Source organism: Lysinibacillus sp. JNUCC 51, from assembly GCF_015999525.1.
Taxonomy (GTDB): domain Bacteria; phylum Bacillota; class Bacilli; order Bacillales_A; family Planococcaceae; genus Lysinibacillus; species Lysinibacillus xylanilyticus.
This window is the reverse complement of the sequence record NZ_CP065545.1, coordinates 2,693,836-2,712,472: the sequence shown is the minus strand read 5'-3', so window position 1 is coordinate 2,712,472 and position 18,637 is coordinate 2,693,836. Positions and strand designations below refer to the sequence as shown.

The 18,637-nt window shown below is 36.0% G+C and carries 18 protein-coding genes; 6 read left to right on the top strand and 12 right to left on the bottom strand.

Annotated elements, in window-relative coordinates:
• Window positions 1–36: 36 nt before the first annotated feature.
• Together JNUCC51_RS13095 and JNUCC51_RS13090 are read right to left on the bottom strand one after the other, a co-directional pair.
• The gene (locus JNUCC51_RS13095; protein ID WP_337988424.1) at window positions 37–1,212 is read right to left on the bottom strand and encodes a DUF4272 domain-containing protein; all 1,176 of its coding nucleotides are present in this window, start codon (window positions 1,210–1,212) and stop codon (window positions 37–39) included.
• Window positions 1,213–1,632: 420 nt separating this feature from the next.
• Window positions 1,633–2,463 (bottom strand): MerR family transcriptional regulator, encoded by an 831-nt coding sequence (locus tag JNUCC51_RS13090; protein WP_337988423.1) that lies wholly within the window; start codon window positions 2,461–2,463, stop codon window positions 1,633–1,635.
• A 362-nt stretch (window positions 2,464–2,825) separates the two neighbouring features.
• On the opposite strand from JNUCC51_RS13090, the gene JNUCC51_RS13085 reads away from it, so the two are divergent.
• Window positions 2,826–3,293, top strand: coding sequence for a GNAT family N-acetyltransferase (locus JNUCC51_RS13085; RefSeq protein WP_337988422.1), 468 nt, complete (start codon window positions 2,826–2,828; stop codon window positions 3,291–3,293).
• Window positions 3,280–4,635, top strand: coding sequence for an MATE family efflux transporter (locus tag JNUCC51_RS13080; protein WP_337988421.1), 1,356 nt, complete (start codon window positions 3,280–3,282; stop codon window positions 4,633–4,635). Before JNUCC51_RS13085 ends, JNUCC51_RS13080 begins: the two co-directional genes overlap by 14 nt.
• 109 nt (window positions 4,636–4,744) lie before the next feature.
• Here the strand turns inward: JNUCC51_RS13080 and JNUCC51_RS13075 are convergent, their stop codons facing one another.
• From JNUCC51_RS13075 to JNUCC51_RS13060, 4 genes are all read right to left on the bottom strand, one after another.
• Entirely contained in the window at window positions 4,745–5,197 is a 453-nt protein-coding gene (locus JNUCC51_RS13075) for a GNAT family N-acetyltransferase (protein ID WP_337988420.1), read from the bottom strand.
• A 282-nt stretch (window positions 5,198–5,479) separates the two neighbouring features.
• Entirely contained in the window at window positions 5,480–6,019 is a 540-nt protein-coding gene (locus JNUCC51_RS13070) for a GNAT family N-acetyltransferase (protein WP_337988419.1), read from the bottom strand.
• Window positions 6,020–6,144: 125 nt separating this feature from the next.
• Entirely contained in the window at window positions 6,145–6,408 is a 264-nt protein-coding gene (locus JNUCC51_RS13065) for a CD3324 family protein (protein ID WP_337988418.1), read from the bottom strand.
• Window positions 6,409–6,888: 480 nt separating this feature from the next.
• Window positions 6,889–7,932 carry an AI-2E family transporter gene (locus JNUCC51_RS13060; RefSeq protein WP_337988417.1) on the bottom strand — a complete coding sequence of 348 codons (1,044 nt, stop codon included), beginning with the start codon at window positions 7,930–7,932 and terminating at the stop codon, window positions 6,889–6,891.
• Window positions 7,933–8,369: 437 nt separating this feature from the next.
• Between JNUCC51_RS13060 and JNUCC51_RS13055 the strand changes: the two genes are divergently transcribed.
• Window positions 8,370–8,759 carry a RidA family protein gene (locus JNUCC51_RS13055; protein ID WP_337988416.1) on the top strand — a complete coding sequence of 130 codons (390 nt, stop codon included), beginning with the start codon at window positions 8,370–8,372 and terminating at the stop codon, window positions 8,757–8,759.
• A gap of 185 nt (window positions 8,760–8,944) precedes the next feature.
• On the opposite strand, the gene JNUCC51_RS13050 is transcribed toward JNUCC51_RS13055, so the two are convergent.
• Complete coding sequence (locus JNUCC51_RS13050) at window positions 8,945–10,345, bottom strand: amino acid permease (protein ID WP_337988415.1); 1,401 nt, start codon at window positions 10,343–10,345, stop codon at window positions 8,945–8,947.
• 381 nt (window positions 10,346–10,726) lie between these two features.
• Between JNUCC51_RS13050 and JNUCC51_RS13045 the strand changes: the two genes are divergently transcribed.
• Both JNUCC51_RS13045 and JNUCC51_RS13040 read left to right on the top strand, forming a co-directional pair.
• Complete coding sequence (locus tag JNUCC51_RS13045; RefSeq protein ID WP_337988414.1) at window positions 10,727–11,479, top strand: IclR family transcriptional regulator; 753 nt, start codon at window positions 10,727–10,729, stop codon at window positions 11,477–11,479.
• A gap of 516 nt (window positions 11,480–11,995) precedes the next feature.
• Window positions 11,996–12,931, top strand: coding sequence for an aldo/keto reductase (locus tag JNUCC51_RS13040; protein ID WP_337988413.1), 936 nt, complete (start codon window positions 11,996–11,998; stop codon window positions 12,929–12,931).
• A 45-nt stretch (window positions 12,932–12,976) separates the two neighbouring features.
• On the opposite strand, the gene JNUCC51_RS13035 is transcribed toward JNUCC51_RS13040, so the two are convergent.
• The 3 genes from JNUCC51_RS13035 to JNUCC51_RS13025 all read right to left on the bottom strand — a co-directional run bounded on the left by JNUCC51_RS13035 (window position 12,977) and on the right by JNUCC51_RS13025 (window position 15,623).
• Window positions 12,977–13,585, bottom strand: a complete 609-nt coding sequence (locus JNUCC51_RS13035; RefSeq protein WP_337988412.1) for a flavin reductase family protein — start codon at window positions 13,583–13,585, stop codon at window positions 12,977–12,979.
• Between the two features lie 14 nt (window positions 13,586–13,599).
• Window positions 13,600–14,538, bottom strand: coding sequence for a ring-cleaving dioxygenase (locus JNUCC51_RS13030; RefSeq protein WP_337988411.1), 939 nt, complete (start codon window positions 14,536–14,538; stop codon window positions 13,600–13,602).
• A 491-nt stretch (window positions 14,539–15,029) separates the two neighbouring features.
• The gene (locus JNUCC51_RS13025) at window positions 15,030–15,623 is read right to left on the bottom strand and encodes an NADPH-dependent FMN reductase (protein WP_134023526.1); all 594 of its coding nucleotides are present in this window, start codon (window positions 15,621–15,623) and stop codon (window positions 15,030–15,032) included.
• A gap of 536 nt (window positions 15,624–16,159) precedes the next feature.
• Between JNUCC51_RS13025 and JNUCC51_RS13020 the strand changes: the two genes are divergently transcribed.
• A complete protein-coding gene (locus JNUCC51_RS13020; protein WP_337988410.1) occupies window positions 16,160–17,635 on the top strand; it encodes a serine hydrolase domain-containing protein in 1,476 nt (491 codons plus the stop codon).
• 64 nt (window positions 17,636–17,699) lie between these two features.
• Here JNUCC51_RS13020 and JNUCC51_RS13015 read toward each other — a convergent pair whose 3' ends face one another.
• Together JNUCC51_RS13015 and JNUCC51_RS13010 are read right to left on the bottom strand one after the other, a co-directional pair.
• The gene (locus tag JNUCC51_RS13015; protein ID WP_337988409.1) at window positions 17,700–18,260 is read right to left on the bottom strand and encodes a cupin domain-containing protein; all 561 of its coding nucleotides are present in this window, start codon (window positions 18,258–18,260) and stop codon (window positions 17,700–17,702) included.
• A gap of 160 nt (window positions 18,261–18,420) precedes the next feature.
• The gene (locus tag JNUCC51_RS13010; RefSeq protein ID WP_082172633.1) at window positions 18,421–18,636 is read right to left on the bottom strand and encodes a helix-turn-helix domain-containing protein; all 216 of its coding nucleotides are present in this window, start codon (window positions 18,634–18,636) and stop codon (window positions 18,421–18,423) included.
• Between the last annotated feature and the right edge of the window lies 1 nt (window position 18,637).

Genomic DNA, 18,637 nt, shown 5'->3' with positions numbered 1-18,637 from the left:
TAGTTTTTGTTCTAGTTTGCTATTTTTCTTTTATATTTAAGTATCCATCGACATGTTATCCCATTCGTCACTTCGATGCCCTATCATCCAGAACAAGCCTCTTCGCCTTTCCATGACGATACTTTCATTCATCCCGGCAGGAGCCGCTTGGTCTTTTATCCGACTATCTACACAAGCCCAATGGTATCTGTAAATCTTATCGGCTTCATCCAATATCTCTTCCTGACTACGCATGACAGTTTGAAGATAAAATTGTTCAAACGTTTCACAGTTAGAAACAACTTGAATGGCATACTCGCAATCACATACTTCATCAGGAAAATTGAGCTTCTCAACAAATCCAAGTGCCCAAATAAGTGTCCAATAAGCCTCGTATTGCCATGAAATATTGATGGCTTCTTGCACATCTGGTTCTGAATCTTGTAAAAAGTCTCTTTCATTGCTAGTTAAATAGTCTTCCACTTTATATGTGCGTAACATATTGATGAAAAAGTCTCGCGATTCTTCTATATTTCCCCCTTGCGCCACATCACAGGCAAATTGAATGACAATTAACAGGGCTACAGCTCTTCTAGCAATGTCTTCTTGGGTTTTAAACTGACAAGCTTCTATTGTTGGGAGTTGAGGAAGGGAAGCTGTATATGGAATAGCTTTTTCTTTTAAATATGCTATCGTTTTATTTTTTCTTTGTTCACCTTCTTCTGAGGACACCTCTTGTCCCCTTACTTTTCGTGTACAAGCGTGGGGTCTAAAATCAGATGGTCCTGATTGCCCGTCAGGATAAACAATAACGCTCCCCTTATCGTCTAGTAAAGTGCCATTCGGTAAAAAGCCAATCCCCCCTATACTTGATAGTAGGTTCGTAAATAACTGCATCTGTTCTTCATTTATCTCTTTTTGCGATTCGATTGCAATCACTGTATTTAAAACAGATATTTGAGTCAAAACTAATTCTTTTAAATTGTCATCTTCAAAAGGAATATTGTCGTAATACCCCATCATCCCAGGAATATTATTAGCGAAGTAATCTGGATTCGTATCTTCAGACATGACTCTAATTATTAATTTATATTTTTTAAACAACGCCTTGGATTTTATTACATACTCATTGTCATTTTTTTCGATAGCAAAGCCTTTTGCAAAAACATCTGAAATTTTCACTCCAATATCATCAACGTTGTTCTTAGATGCAAATATAGTGAAATAGTTCATTCTTCTCTCTCCTTTTATTCACCAACTATCTAAACCTGCAAGAGCTTAGTTAAACAGCTGTTTATTTTTCCGTCCAAAAAGCAAGCAATTGTTTCATCATACGTAGTCAAACGTTACGTTCTACGTTAGTTTTATAAAAACTCCTCGCTCATCATTTATGCTTATTCTTAGCTTTTCCTTTTGAATCTTCAGGATATCATTTCCTTATTAGAACAAGGATTAATTTATGTAAAAACACTAAAATTTTACTTAATCAAAGGCTCAAAATATATGATGAATTACCTTACCATTTTTATTTCCTAGAACTTTTTCAGTATCACTAATCGTCACTTTAATCATTTCGTTGACCATTAAAAATATCACCTTATAGTTACATTCAGATGTTCTATAAAGAGACATTTTTTCATACTTCTATACTTATCAACACCCTTTTTTAATTTCTATCATAATTTTTGTTACATAATCCTCTTCACGATTTTTAATAACGGCGTCATAAATATATTCCTCATATACGTATTCCCCAAGTTCAAAGCCCTTCTCCCGCATGACCTTAAATAATCGCTCGTAAGACTCTCCAAGTGTAGTGGAATTTCCTACATGGTATCCTACAATAAAATCCCCTTCAATCGCTTTAAAATAAGGATGACCTTCTCGTAGGTGTGGCTGCTCTATATACAAGAAACTATAATTATCATAGTTTCCAGCTAGTACTTGTTCTCTTCTTGTAATCCCTCCAATCGGATAACCTGTGTCTAATTGGAAACGATCTAATTCATCTATAAAGTCTGAAACAGCCTTCGTAAACTGTTCCTCCTTCGAATCCTCGATATTTTTACTTAAATACAATGTAGCCTCTGGCAGATGTTCGATCGTAATACTATCAAAATCAAGGTGTAAAGCTTCCTCCGTTAAATCGATTTTCACATCAATAATACTTTCAATCATCTCCAGCTCTCGACGTTTTTTCGCTACGATTTCCTTTTGCTGATACATTAAATCTAAGAAATTTTCAGGTGATTTTTCTGCCATATATTTTTGAATATCCTTCAAAGACATGCCAACCGCCTTTAATAGCTCAATCACACTGAAAAAATCATATTGTGCAATGGAATAATAACGATAGTCTTTACTATCCTTCATAATTGGTGATAATAAACCGATTTGATCGTAATAAATTAACGTTTGTTTATTAACCTTACAAATTTTAGCGAACTCACCAGTTGTAAAATATTTTACATTTTTATTAAACATTTTTAAGTTTCCTTCCTTGACTATATAGTTACTATATACATTAGATTGTAGCTATTCACAATTAATTATGCCACAGGACTTGGCATTTTTACCGATATAGGTCAGTTAGCCATTATCGCATGGATGCGATGATGTTAGCCTAACATACTTTGTGAACTCCTTTCCGATTTCCGGACACCCGCCAGAGGCTTTAGTCCAACAAATGTTTTTTGCGCGAAAGCGTAGTGCTAACGCAGCGGCAGCAGCAGATGTTTTTTTCTGATGAATTGCCACAAGACGAGGAGTTCTTAGACTGAGTTCCTCTACTTCAGCGGACGTCTGGACATCCTGAAAGAAATTAAAAATAGAAAGGTTTTGACATTATGTTCACGGAAATTCGTGACATTACAGCTTTAAACGAAGAAGAAATATTGGCATTACGTATTGCAGATAATCAGCAAGATTTTATTGAAAGTACAACGCAATGCTTAGCGGAGGCTGAAACAGATGAACGCTTTATTCCTGTTGGATTGTATAAAGACGAGATTGCAGTCGGCTTCGCTATGTACGGTGTGTTCCCGCATGAAGATAATACACAACGTGTTTGGTTAGATCGCTATTTCATTGATGAGCGTCATCAGCACAAAGGATTAGGAAAATACTTTTTACAACAACTTATAAATTATTTAGTAGTTAAATACAGATGTCAAAATATATATTTAAGCGTTTATGACAACAATATAGTAGCTATTCAGTTATATAAAAAATTTGGATTCGCTTTTAACGGTGAGCTAGATGAAAAAGGTGAAAAGGTGATGGTAAAGGAGATACATGCTCATGACTACCATTAATCCAATTGAAACAAGGCCACTAAGGCCCTTGTTTTTATCATACTTATTTCCAGCTATGATAGGTATGTTGCTGATGTCTGTGAATATTTTAGTGGATGGTATTTTCGTTAGTCACGGAGTTGGACCAACCGCTTTAGCAGGAGTAAATATCGCCGTACCCATTTTCTCGATTTTACTATCTATTTCCCTTTGGATTGGTATGGGTGGGGCAACATTATTTTCAATTTCTCTCGGTGAGGGCAATAAAAAACGAGCGCACCAGCTCTTTACATTAGCATTTACAACAATGATTATTGTCGTTATGACACTGATTCTAATACTGTTATTAAATTTAAAGAAAATCTCCTATATATTCGGAGCAAGTGATGCTACCTTTCCTTATGTCCAAGAGTACTTACATGTCATTTTAATTTTCGGCGTGTTCTATACAATTGAAAACTTACTCAGTATTTTTATTCGAAATGATGGAAATCCAAAGCTTGCGATGATGGGCTTAATCACTACATCCGTGTTAAATATTATCTTAAACTACATCTTTATTTTCGTGCTCAATTACGGCGTAACTGGCTGTGCCCTGGCTACAGCGCTTTCCACAATAATCGGTATGTCGGTGCTTTGCCTACATTTCTTCCGAAAACAATCCGAATTAAAATTTGTACGTAAATTTTACAGCCTATCTGATTTAAAGAAAATATTTGCTATTGGGCTACCAAGCTTTATCGTTGAAGCCTCCGTCGCTGTTATGGTCATTTTATATAATGTGACATTTTTACACTATTTGGGCTCAGATGGAGTGACTGCCTACGCAATGATTAACTATATTCATACCGTACTATTAACAGTGTTCCTTGGTGTCGGCATGGCCCTACAGCCCCTCGTTAGTTATCACCACGGCGCGAGATTAATAGAGAGATTAACAGCGTTATTGAAGATCGGTATAGCCACTGCATTTATTCTCGGTTTAACTACTGTCATAATTGCTACATTATTCCCTTCTCAGCTAATAGCATTATTCGGTGATAGTACATTTGAAATTCGCAATATGGCAGCACAAGGCTTTGTACACTTTGCAATTGGATATGCATTCCTTGGAGTGAACATGGTGTTTGCGGAATTCTTCCAATCAATTGAAAAAATACGTCTTGCAACAACTATTATGTTACTTCGTAGTATTATATTATTTATCCCTGCTCTCGTATTATTGCCTAAATTCCTTGGCCCACAAGCTATTTGGTGGACATTCCCGGTTGCAGAAGGTATTACCGCATTGCTAATTTTTATATTTATGAAGAAAAAAACACATACAATTTTTTCAGAAGCAAGTTCTTTAAAGGCGCTATAAATAAAACTAACCCCCTTTCAATACTAATCGAAAGGGGGTTAGCTGTTTAATTTCTATCTTTCATAAGCCAACCAAAAGGGAGGTTGAATTGGACCCTTTTGGATATTATTCATTTTAAATATTTGATGACAGCCATCTCTTTACCAAAGCGATTACCATGATCTTCAAATCCCATACTTCTGTATAAATTATGAGCACCTTTATTTTCTGGATGGTAACCTACTATAATTTTTTGCGCATTTGGCAATTTAGCTATTTCTGAAATCATTAGCTTAGTAGCTGCTTTTCCTATCCCTTTACCTTGAAAATGCTTATCTATCATAATCCGATAAATCCAATAGCCATCAAGCTCTTCTTTGACAGAATTAAACATTAAAAAACCTACTACCTTCTCTTCAAAATAAATAACGTATGGTCTTAATGTTTGTTCAAACTTTGATTGTGCAATTGAAATAGCGTTTGGTTCAATATAATTTCTTTGTTCATTTGCAATTTCTAATAGACAACACTCATACCAATTCTCTGCATTCACTTCTACAATCTTCACAGAATCTTTACTCATATCATTTTTTCCCCTTCCGAATTCAGGGAAACGCTTATCTTTTGTTAATTCGGCGTTATCCCCCAGTATTTAAAGATAAAAAAAGTCTTGTTTGTCATAATGACCGCCTCCTTTAACAAATATTTACTTTAATAATATATCACACTTTTCCATTTATTTAAAATTATTTTTAAATTTCCATTTACCTAAATAAAAGATATAGCTTATCTAAGCCATAAATAAAAACATAGTTGTTCCTCCATTTACTGACAGCAAGATACCGCCAAATCATGGACCTATATACTAATGTCTCTTTTTTAATTCCATATATTCATCACTTAAAATACTCATAATTATTTCATCAGAATACTTACCATTCATATATAAGGATTGCCTTAAAGTTCCTTCCTTTTTGAAGCCAACCTTTTCGTACGATTTGATTCCCCGAATATTATGAGAGAAAACTTGTAACTCTAGGCGATTAAGCTGAAGCTCCTCGAACGTAAATTTTTGAACAAGCTGCACCGCTTCAGCCCCATATCCCTTGCCACAATTTTCTATACTATGTAAAGCTATGCGAAATATTGCCTTTTTATTGTCTAAGTCTATTTCCATAATGGCTAAATCACCGATAACTTCGTTATTTTCTACTAAACAAATAGCAAAATCATGGCGTGTGGAATCTTCGCTAAATCGAATCAAGGCCTCTCTAACCTGATCCTTCGTTAAAATGTTACGTGTACCCGTCATATACATAATTTCTTCATCTTGAAAGCACTTGTAGATACTATCTACATCTTTTTCGGTAATTGGTCTTAAAAATACACCTTTCCCTGTAATCATAAATAAACCCCTCCCTTTAACTATATTGAACAAGATTTTAAGTAGAATGAATATACCTAGTTCAATTAAGAAACGTTCTATACATATGAAAAGCACTAACATATCAGCTGCTAGTGCTTTAAAAATTACTTCGTATATATAATTTTTTTTATCGTTTCTACCGCTAAATGATACTCCGTAGATAATTGTTCAATGGAAGTTCCATTCGTGAACGCTTCTTTTATAGACTTATTCCTATTCTCAATATATTTCTTTGTGCCTGAACGGGCACCCCACTCTAAATAAGTGTTTTCTACTTTAGGAATATAAATCATTTCACCTTGAACATATTTTTGGATTTCTAATAAAAGCTCTTTTGGTAAAATAACTGAAGCCTTCTTATAAGCCATTTATGCCAACCCCTCATTTTTATTTTGAAATTAATAAAATAAGGTAGCAAAGCTAATTTTATAAGAAATACTTCAGGGCAAATAATCAATTATGCCTCGGCATAATTGCGTCCGGAATCGGCTTTGTGCTTAGGCCTGCGTGATGCAGGTCAGTTAGCCGTTATCGCATGGATGCGATGATTTTAGGCTAACATCCTTTATTAACTCCTTTCCGATTCCGTGACATCCGCCGGAGGCTTAAAATAATTTCAGCAATGTTTTCGCTGAAATAATTTGAAGTTCACCCCATGCAAAGTATTGCCATATCAAAATTAGGCTTTGCATGGGCTGCTTCCGTATCTAGCAACTTAACATAATTACTCACATCTATCCCCCCTAACTTGTGTCATAGTTCATCTTAGCATATGTATATATTTTCAATAAATAAAACAAAAAGGAATCAGACACACTGATTCCTTTTTGAACGAAACTTTATTCAAATTATTTATCCTCTTGTATTTCCATTACCTTTTGCCGATCATCCACTGAGGACGTAACTCCGAGAATATCAAGAAGGAACATGAATAATGGAATACCAATAATTAATCCCCATACACCAAGGAAATGCTCTGAGAAGAGAATGACAATGAATGTATAGAAAATTGGAAGATTTGTCTTAGCAGACATCAGCTTTGGATTTAAGAAGTATGCCTCCATAGCATGTAGTACCATAACGATTACCAAGATATAGACGATGTACATAGGACCACCGATACTGTATGCGATTATAGTTAAAGGAATCAAGGACATGATAACCCCTGCAACTGGCACCAATCCCAGTATAAAGAGCATAATCCCTAGCGCAATTAAATGCGGGAAGCCCATAATGTATAATGCAATAACAGATAAACCACAGTTAACAGCGGCAATAATGAACTGCGCCTCAATAACTTTACCGAAAGAACGAATAAATATCTTTGAGAAATAATGTAGTTCATCGTAGAGATGACTCATTTTACTATCCTTAAATTTTGCTGTAAATTCTATAATACGTTTCTTCTCAAGTAAAATAAACAAGCTCAAAATTAGTGCGATGAAAACATGCAAAATGATTTTACCAATATTCGTAATATTTTTTAGCGTGAGGTCTACACCCTGCTCTAAATATTTACCCAGTTCAATCTTCTCAAAGGTTGGAGCTAAATACCTCGCAATCTCGTTATCATTTGGATTGAGACTGAAGCTAGCAATAAGATCAAAGAGCTGTGTGACTTGTTGGGTCACGATAGGCAAATACTTGTAGATAATTGCAACAATACCTGCAACAAGTAAAAGATAGAGGGTAACTGTCACTGCCTTCTCGCCCATCCGTACATACTTTCTGATTACTTTTGTTGTCTTCGTTGTAAGTTGATTCATCAAGTAAGTAATAATGAACGTGAGAAGAATAAGATTGATCATACTTCGCATCATGTATAGTGCAATAGCAATCCCAGCTAGTATTAAAAAACGTTTAAATCCATTGCTTCGAAAGAAATTACTCATGTATTCACTCCTTCTACAAAACGGCTTTCCTGCCTTTACTGCCTGGGTCTCGCTATCAAATGAATAAAAACGATTAATAAATTGATGTAGAACATTACGTATCATTCTTATGTAAACGCCCCCTTCATTGGATTATTATTCCCATCAATACTTAGAATAAGACTTAAATGCTTGCGCTTTATAAGTCCCATAAGAAATTAATGAATCCAAGGAGCGAAATGAATAGTATGCCTTATCAAATTTTAATAACAATATTTTTGAAAGCTGTATCAGCGTTATAAGCCTTAATTCTATTAGTCTATTATAACCCTTTGAGCACCATCATAGCTAATGTAAGTTCTTATACGATAGTACTAAAATAGATTTTTTATATTTTGCCATAGTATTATATTCATAAAGGAATATTTAACTAAAATAATATAGAAAGGATTGATTATGTGAAAGTTGCAAGAAACCCGAAGAACATTCATCAACCAGTTGCTCCTTATGTACATCAAATAGAAGTAACAGGACCACAGAGATGGTTAACACTATCTGGACAAATAGGAATGGAAGAAGACGGGACTATACCTGAAGATCCTTTAGCTCAAATGAAATTGGCATTAGAAAATATCAGGAAGAATCTTGAAAGTGCGGATATGGAAATTCAAGATTTAACGAAGATAGCTCTTTATTTGGTTGGGGACAATAATGCAGATCAAAGAAAGCAAATAATAAACGATTTTCTTGGTGATCACCTTCCGTGTATGACATTGATGTATGTAGTTGCGCTTGCAGCTCCTTCCCTAAAGGTTGAGATTGATGCCTGGGCTTGTAAGGATATGTAAACTTATATTATGTTGAAATTAACAAGAGCGTGCGTCCAAATTCGCATTAAATTTTGTAATAAAAATGAAGCCCGCGACATAAGTATATTTTTAATGTAATTAGAAAAGTGCGAGAAATCAACGTTTCTAAAATTGATTTCTCGCACTTTTTTACGACTAGTTTTGTCCTAGCCTCATCATCCCATTTATAGATTTTCATTATCAGAGCCCATTTTAGCGTGCTTGTATCCATAGCCTATATAAATAACTAAACCTAGCGCTAACCAAATCAAAAAGCGCACTATAGTAAATGGCGGAAGACTAAAAATTAATACAATACATCCTCCAACCCCTACAGTTGCTACAAGCCATAACGCAGGTACTTTGAATATACGCGGTTGATCTGGTCGTGTATAACGAAGAACAACGACACTAACTGTTGTTAAAGCAAAAGCAGTTAAACCTCCGATGTTAGCAAATTCTGCTAATTCTCCGATTGATAAAAATCCTGATAAGAGAATGCCTGTTCCAACTACAATTATAGTTGATAATACAGGTACTCCTGTTTTTTTATTTGTTTGTGCAATACGTTCTGGCAGGAGCCCATCACGACTCATTGCAAACAATACGCGCGTCGCACTAGTTGTATTTGCAATCATCGTAGCAAGCAATCCAAAAATAACTGATACTGCGATGATAGCACCTCCCCATTGAATACCAACAGATTGTAGTGCATACACTGTAGGATTTGGAACATCCAATTCAGGGAATGGTACAATACCTGTTAATACTAGCGCAACTAATGCATAAATAAGCGTTAATACACTCAGACCACCAATTAAAGCTTTTGGTATTGTTTTTTGTGGATTTTTTACTTCTTCCATAACAGTTGTTACACCATCAAATCCAGTGAAGGCAAAGAACACTAATGCCGCCCCCGCCATTACACCTGACCAGCCAAACGGTGTAAATGGTGTCCAGTTTATAGGGTTTACGTGAAAAGTCCCAATAGCAAGGAATAAGATAATCGCGCCAACCTTTGCAGCTGTAAATAACATATTTGATCGACCCACATTTTTAATTCCGCTCATTGCAATCCAAGCTACAATAAGCCAACCAGCTACAGCAGGTAGATTCACAATCCCACCATGAGCAATATCCTTTGTTAAAACTCCTTGCAAGTGGATTCCCACAGATTGTAAAAACGAGTTGACGTAACCACTCCAGCCAACTGCGACTGTACTAGAAATAACGATAAATTCCAATAATAAATCCCAACCGATTATCCAAGCAATAATTTCACCTAACGCTATATAAGAATAGGTGTAAGCGCTCCCGGCAACAGGGGCCATCGCTGCGAATTCGACATAGGCTAATCCAACTGCAATTGTTACAAGCCCCCCTATTAAGAATGAAACAACAACACCGGGACCCGCATGTAGAGCAGCAGTAGTTCCTGGCAGTACAAAAATTCCAGCCCCTATTGTAGCCCCTAGTACATACAGCAATAATTGCAATGACCCTAGTTCACGCTTTAGTTTAAAGCGTTCGACTTCAGTTATTTTATTGGCTTGCTCGATTGACTTCTTTCGAAAAAAATTCGCCATAATAACCACTCCATTTCCAACGAAAAAGGTAATAACTTTTATTTTTACGCATTTTTATTAATAATCAGTATATTAGCTATATTTTCGAGTCGAGTCAACAATTAGATTAATATAGTAATATATCTTTTACTAGCTACCGAGTTAATCGATGCATTCTTTTATATGAATCTTTTGCAATACTATTTTATTGTAATCGTGGGATAGCTACCTCACTTTTCTTGCGAGATCTCTGTTCGACGGAGAGATAGAAATATTATAGAGATTCCATCTATCAACTTCCCTTGCGGCGACTTTTTTCTCACGAAAACGATTCAAACTAGTAAATCAATATTAAAAATGCTATTGTACAAGCTATAAATCAAGATGTTAGGAGAGAGCAAAATGGATTCCTATGAAGTATCTACCTTAAAAAAGGGTCTTTTGATTTTAGATGTATTACGTCAGAAGCATTCTCTTACATTAACTGAAATAATGGAAGAACTATCAATGAATAAAACATCTGTCTTTCGTATGCTTTTTACGCTCGAAAAAATGAATTATGTAATTAAATATAATAAGTACTATCAATTAAATCCTCATATTTTTAGAGATGAGCACTTATATTGGCATAAAGATATTCAATGGTCGTCCCTCGTAGCCCCATATCAATTAGCCCGCCAAGAAGAAATAACTACTTATATTGCTATTTTGGAAGACTGTGAGATGGTAATAAAAAATGTGATTAGGGAGCCTTTTGAACAGCCTGCTTTTCACGCAATCGATACTCGTACACCTATGCATTCAAGCGCGCTTGGAAAAGTAGTATTAGCTCATCTGTCAGCAAAAAAACAACGTGGAATATTAAACAGTATTGAACTAAATACATTTACAACAAAGACCTTTTATGATTATGGTCTATTGATCCCTCATTTACAGGTCATTAAAGCACAAGGATATGCTGTTGATAATGAAGAAACGAATGTAGGTAAATGTTGTATTGCAGTTCCGATTTATGTGAATGAAGAGGTCATCGGTGCAATTGCTTTGCACGGTTCGATGAATCAAATTAAAAAAACTGCCATTCGGTCCTTTGTAAAAAAATTAGAAGAGGCAAGTCGGCAATTGACTGAAGAAATCAATTACTTGTTAGCATAGCGGAAAATTCTAACTTCTTTCAGCAAATGTTTTTTGTACCGAAGCGTAGCGACAGGTACAGGTGTCCAAACATCCGCTGAAATAGAGGAACTCAGTCTAAGAACGCCACGTCCTGTGGCAATTTATCTGTGCGAAAGCGAAGCGACAGCAATAGGGTTGTATCTGTGCGAAAGCGTAGCGGCAGCAACAACACACGACTGAGTGACCAACTTCGTGCTGCTGACGCTACGTTAGCACTACGCTTTCGCGCAAAAAACATCTGTTGGCCTAAAGCCTCCGGCGGATGTCACAGAATCGGAAAGGAGTTTTTTGTGCACGCACAAAGCCGATTCCGGACGCATTGTTTATCTGTGCGAAAGCGAAGCGACAGCAACAATTATGCCGAGGCATAATTGATTCAGTCTTCTAATTGCAATTAAAACGCTTTTGTTTCTATATATGAAACTATAAATATGTATGTTGGTAAAATATTTTTTTTACTCTATTCTGATTACAGAAAAACGAGGAGGTAGAAATATGAAATTTCATACATTAAAGAAAGCAAATATTACGATTTCGGAAATTGGTCTTGGGACAAATGCTGTAGGTGGCCATAACTTATATGAAAACTTAAATGAACAAGATGGAAAAGAGCTAGTTTCCGCTGCCCTTGACTTAGGGATAACTCTTTTTGATACAGCAGATATTTATGGTAAAGGGCGTTCAGAAGAACTTGTTGGCGAGGTATTAAATAAATATCCAAGGGAAGGTTTTGTTTTAGCGACAAAGGGAGGTAGACATTGGTTTGAGGATGGGTCAGTAAAAACAAATAATCATCCGCAATATTTAAGAAGCGCACTTGAAAATAGCTTAAATCGACTACAGATGGATTATGTAGATCTTTACTATTTACACTTCCCAGACAACAAGACCCCACTTGCGGAGGCGATTGGTGAATTATCACGCTTAAAAGAAGAAGAAAAAATACGAGCAATAGGTATTTCAAACGTAACACTAGACCAACTTATAGAGGCTAATGTGCACAATGATATTTCAGTATTACAATCTCCGTACAATATGTTAAACCGTTCAGCAGAACAAGAATTATTGCCATACTGTGTAAAAAATGATATTTCATTTGTTCCATACGGTCCACTTGCATATGGCCTACTTGGTGGAAAGTATACAAAAGACTTTAAGTTAAGCAGTGGAGACTGGAGAATTTCAGATCCTTTATTCCAAGGTGAATTATTTGAACAAACATTAATAAAAGTAGATGGATTAAAAGGAATTGCAGAAGAAAAGCAAACGACATTACCAAATCTAGCACTTGCTTGGTTATTAGCTCAAGATGGCGTTGATACAGTTATCCCCGGCGGAAAACATAAAAATCAAGTGGCTACCAATGTGAAAGCAACCGATATCCTTTTAACTAAAGAAGATTTAGTGAATATAGATAGAATTTTAGGATAAAATAAAAATACGAAAATGTTGTAACACCAACATTTTCGCATTTTTTTATTGAGGACGTTCTAGCGCAAATATATCTCCAATTTTTGCGTAATTTGTGCCAGCTAATCTGCTAACCGCTTTTAATTTCATTGGGTCAATATGACCTTCATTATAAATAGTCTCATCTATATGAAATTGTACAACCTTACCAATGAACAAATCACCTGTCTGTTCGTCACCATTCATCAAAGGGATCGTCTGTACTAAACGACATTCCATTCGAACCTTTGCCTCTTTTATACCTGGTACAGATATACGCTGACTATCGGTTAATGTAAATTGAGCTCTATCAATTTCGCTTTCAGTTACAGGTAATGCAGCTGCCGTTTCATTCACCTGCTTAACATTATCCTCATCTACAATATGCACAACAAATTGTTGCTGATGATGAATATGTCGAGCGGTATCTTTTAAGCGCCCCTGTGATCTTTGAACCGCTAAAGAAATCATCGGTGGGTTTGATGACACAATATTAAAGAAACTAAAAGGGGCGCCATTGATGACTCCTTGCTCCGACTTCGTCGTAACAAAGGCAATTGGTCTCGGAATAATACTGCCAATTAATAATTTATAGTTTTCACGCTCAGTATTTTTCGTAGGATCAATTGAAATCAAACGACTCATCCTCCTTAATCAAGCTCACGTACTTCGATTGGAATTAATGTTCTTTCTAATTGTTCACGATGCTGTTCGTATTGAGATGGTAACATTAATTGGCTACCCATTGTCTCAGGTGTTTCATCATGAGCGAATCCAGGTGGGTCTGTTGCAATTTCAAATAAAATCTCACCAGGTTCACGGAAATAAATCGCATTAAAATAATTGCGATCTTTCACTTCAGTTACATGTTGTCCATGATTCATTACATACTCTTGCCATTCTAGGTGATCCGCATTATCCTGGGCTCTCCAAGCAATATGGTGAACTGTTCCGACTCCCATTTGACCGCGCATACCAGGAACTACTTTTAAATCTACTGTATTGCCGATATCTGCGCTGGATTTGTAACGAGTATACTCGCCTTCCGTGGCTACTTTTTCAAGCCCCATAACTTCAGTTAAGACTTTAGCTGTTTCTTCAGGATGACTTGAATACAGTGTAGCACCGCCAAATCCTTTAATCGCAACCTCAGGAGTTACTTCACCAAATGTCCAGTCATTCAGTTCTCCTTCTGCACGTGCAACTAATTCAATATGAAGTCCATGTGGATCATCAAATTGTACTACTTGTTCACCAAAGCGTTCTACTTTTTGGAATGGAATAGAGAATTTTGCAAGGCGATTAACCCAAAAAGATAGCGCTCCCTCCGGTACAACATAAGTAGTTACACCAACTTGACCATCACCAATGCGACCTTGATAAGCATTTGCCCATGGGAAGAATGTAATAATAGTCCCTGGTTTACCACCTTTGTTACCGAAGTAAAGATGATATGTGCCTGGGTCATCGAAGTTTACCGTTTGTTTAACTAAACGTAGTCCTAATACACCAGCATAAAAATCAATATTTTCTTGTGGATGCCCTACAATGGCTGTGATATGGTGAATACCCGCAGTATGTTTTTTCATGTTAACAGTCCCTTTCATGATAAATGTATTTTTCACCTATACTTTACCCAATACCGTTCTACATCAATCTTTGAACAAAAATCAATTATGCCTTGGCATAATTGCGTCTGGAATCGGCTTTGTGCTTAGGCCTGCGTGAGGGCCGACACGATGTCGGTCATTTCGGTAATGCCACAGGACGTGGCGTTATTACCGATGCAGGTCAGTTAGCCGTTATCGCATGGATGCGATGAATTTAGGCTAACATCCTTTATTGAACTCCTTTCCGATTCCATGACATCCGCCTGAGGCTTTGGGCCAACGTGATGATGATCACTCAGTCGTCGCCACAGGACGTGGCGTTCTTAGACTGAGTTCCTCTATTTCAGCGGGCGTTTTGGACACCCGCTGAAAAACAGCTTATATTCGCATTCATTTCACCACCTATAGAGGTGGGAGACTTCTGTAGCTGACGCTTTGCTTTCGCTACAAAAGTGATTTGCTGAAAGAAGTTAACGAATTGTATATAAAGCTTTTGACCAAGGAATTAATTGATCTAACATTTGGTTAACTGAATCAGCTTGCACTTCTTTTGGTTTAAAATCAGTACCATTTTCAAAGTCTGTGAATAGTGACAATGCTGGATGTACACGTACATCTGCAATTAAAAGTTCACCCATAATACCACGTAAATGTTCAGCTGCACGTGCACCACCTACAGAACCATACGATACAATACCTGCAGCTTTGTTATTCCATTCTACACGTAAATAATCTAGTGCATTTTTTAGAGCACCTGTAATAGAGTGATTGTACTCTTGTACGATAAATACAAATCCATCTTGTTTTGCAACAATTTCTGACCAACCTTGAGCGCCTGAAGCGTCTTGCCCTGGTTCACCTAGTAAAGGTAATTTGTAATCTGCGATATCAATAATTGTATAGTTTGCATCTCCTCGTTGATCTGCGATTTCTTTTACCCATTGTGCTACTTGTGGACTTACACGCCCTTCACGTGTTGATCCTATAATAATCCCGATATTTAATTCTGCCATTGTTTTTTCCTCCTCTTTTTTTGAAGCAAATAATTTATTTAAAAAACCCAATATGATTACCTCCTTGTGCTGTAAAAATTTAACTTTTTACACGGATGAAAAGGTTCGAATTCATTTATCTTGAATTTAGTTATCTTGAATTCGAGATAATAATAACACGATGGTTTAATTTACGTCAACATGTTTGTTTAATATTTTTAAAAAGCAGAGATGTTATGATAGCAACATCTCCGCTTCAACTTGTTAACAAAAGGATAAATAAAATAATGCGTATCAATAAACAAAGGTTGATTTTCACTCCGAGTTGGCGCTTTGAGTTAATAATTCCACTAAATCTTCAATTTCATCTTCGAATAGTTTATAGTCCAATTCGTATAATCCTCCCGAAAGTTTTTTGTTAAGTGAAAAAAGAAAGTCATCATATGTAAAATATCCGTATGCCGTTTTTAAAGACAACGTTCTTTCGAATAGTATACATAACAAATATCATATATTATAAAGAAGTGTATATTTTTGTAAATTTTCTTCATAGATTAAAGTACATGATATGAAGAGAAAATTTTTAGAGGGAATAGGTGAAAACAACAATGAAAAAAAAACCAATATATAAAACAATATTAGTATGTTTATTATTAATTCCACTCTATCTATTTCAACCAGTCTCACAAATCTCCACAGAAGCTGCAGAACAGGACGTTAAGAGTACTATAGATAAATATGTTGAAAACTTTTTAGAAGAGCAGCGAATTCCAGGGGCATCAATCGCTATTGTTCATAAAAATGATATCTTTTATTCTAAATCGTGGGGCGTAACGGGCGAGTCCGAAGAAAAGATAACTACTGAAACTCCATTTGTAGTCGGCTCTATTAGTAAATCACTAACGGGCTTAGCCATCATGAGACTTGTTGATGCAGGCATTATTCAATTAGATGATCCAGTTCAAAAGTATATGCCCTGGTTTACCCTAAAAGATAAACAAGCCGCTTCTCAAATAACGATTAAACATTTACTTACGCAAACAAGTGGGATAAGCACTTATTCTGGCTTATCTATATCGGACAAGGAATCAACCGATTTGAGTGCTATAAAGGAAAATGTAGAAAGTTTATCGAATGTTAAGCTGACTGCTGTTCCTGGAGAAAAACATCAGTATAGCAATGCTAATTTTTCTATTCTTGGAGCTCTCATCGAAGAGGTTACCAAACAACCATTTTCTGAATATATGGAGGAACAAGTTTTTTCTCCATTAGGGATGAAAAATGCAGCCGCTAATAGTAGCATGGCCTATGAAAAAGGATACTTATCTGGCTATCAATCATGGTTAGGTCACCCTGTAAAAAGCTCAGTCACTTATGATAATGGTGGGACACCATATGGATATATAACTGCAAGTGCATCAGATTTGGTGCAGTACATTAAACTTCTTAGTCGACATGATCATAACAATTTTTTAAGTAAGAATGCGATGAACCTTTATATATCGCCTCTTGTTCAAACTAGTAAATATCGATATTACGGCCTTGGTGTACGAATTTCATATCCAGAATCTAAAGAAGAAATGATATGGCATTCTGGTTCTAATCCTGACGCACGCTCAGAAGTATTTTATCTCCCAGAAACCGATTGGGGCGGTGTGATTCTTACTAACAAAAGTCATATATTAGAGGAAAAATCACTTCTATACTTGAAACAAGGGATTATCGACATTTTAAATGGAAAAGAGCCCGTTAATGCGCCTAAATATAAACCTACTTCTCAAGTCATAACAATTGCTATTTTATGTTTACTTTTTGTGATGTTTATTTATCTTCTAATAAAAGTTAAAGCTAAAAATGTGAACAAAAGAGGCGTGTTGGGTATATTCGGTCTTATACTTTTAGTTTTGGCCATTATCTCCATTCCATTATTAAGTTATAGTACAGGAACACCTTGGCACACTATTAGATATTTTGCTCCTGATATCGCATTTTTGGCCATAACACTGGTTACTCTGTTAACATTGAATGGCTTATTATCTATATATATTTCATTAAAACGACGACAAAAAAGACAACTTCTCTAAGCAGGAGTTGTCTTTTGTAGTTATGCTTGTATTATCGAGGAACTAGCTTCATATCTAAAATCGATTATTGATTACCCTGACCATATCCTGCTTCCGAGGTCTCAGCGTCTGCTTTCGTTACATGTACCGTACCAAATGGATGGTTAGGAGGAGCATATATCGAATAAAGCTTTAGTGGCACATTCCCTGTATTCGTGACGTTATGCCATGTTCCAGCAGGCACTACTACGGCATAATTCTTATAGACCCTTCTTTCATAGTTTAAATTATTTTTACTTGGGCCCATTTGAGCATATCCCTCACCCTGTTCAATATATATAAATTGATCCACATTTGGGTGTACTTCTAAACCGATATCCTCTCCAACATTAATACTCATTAAAGTAACCTGTAAGTTCTTTCCCGTCCACAGAGCAGTACGATACGTATCGTTTTGCCTAGCTGCATTTTCAAGATTGATGACAAGCGGCTGGTCTCCATAATCTTTTAATTCAATTCTTCCATTGGAAAAATGAGAAGGTTCAGCACTGTTCGCGTACCCCATCTGATAAGGAGATGGCCAATAAACTAGCTGAGCTCCATAGTTATACATAGGCATATTTCCGTAATAAGGAATGTAGTACATTTTCTCAATCCCCCCACACATTATAAGGTTATCCTATGCAACTTGTTCTAGAAATGTACTAATACGTGCTTCCATCCTGTAGTACGGCTTACAAAATATAAATGACTTCAGTCAAATACGTCAAATACTGAAGTCATTTTAGATAAAACAATATATTTTTTTACTCAAGGGTGTCCTCGTCATACTCTAAAATATCCCCTGGTTGGCAATGCAAGACTTTACAAATTGCATTTAACGTGGAAAAACGTATTGCCTTTACCTTTCCCGTTTTTAAATTCGATAAATTGACAATCGATATATCTACCGCTTCTGCAAGTTCACTCAATTGCATTTTCCTATCAGCTAATACACGATCCAACCTTACGATAATCGTCAAT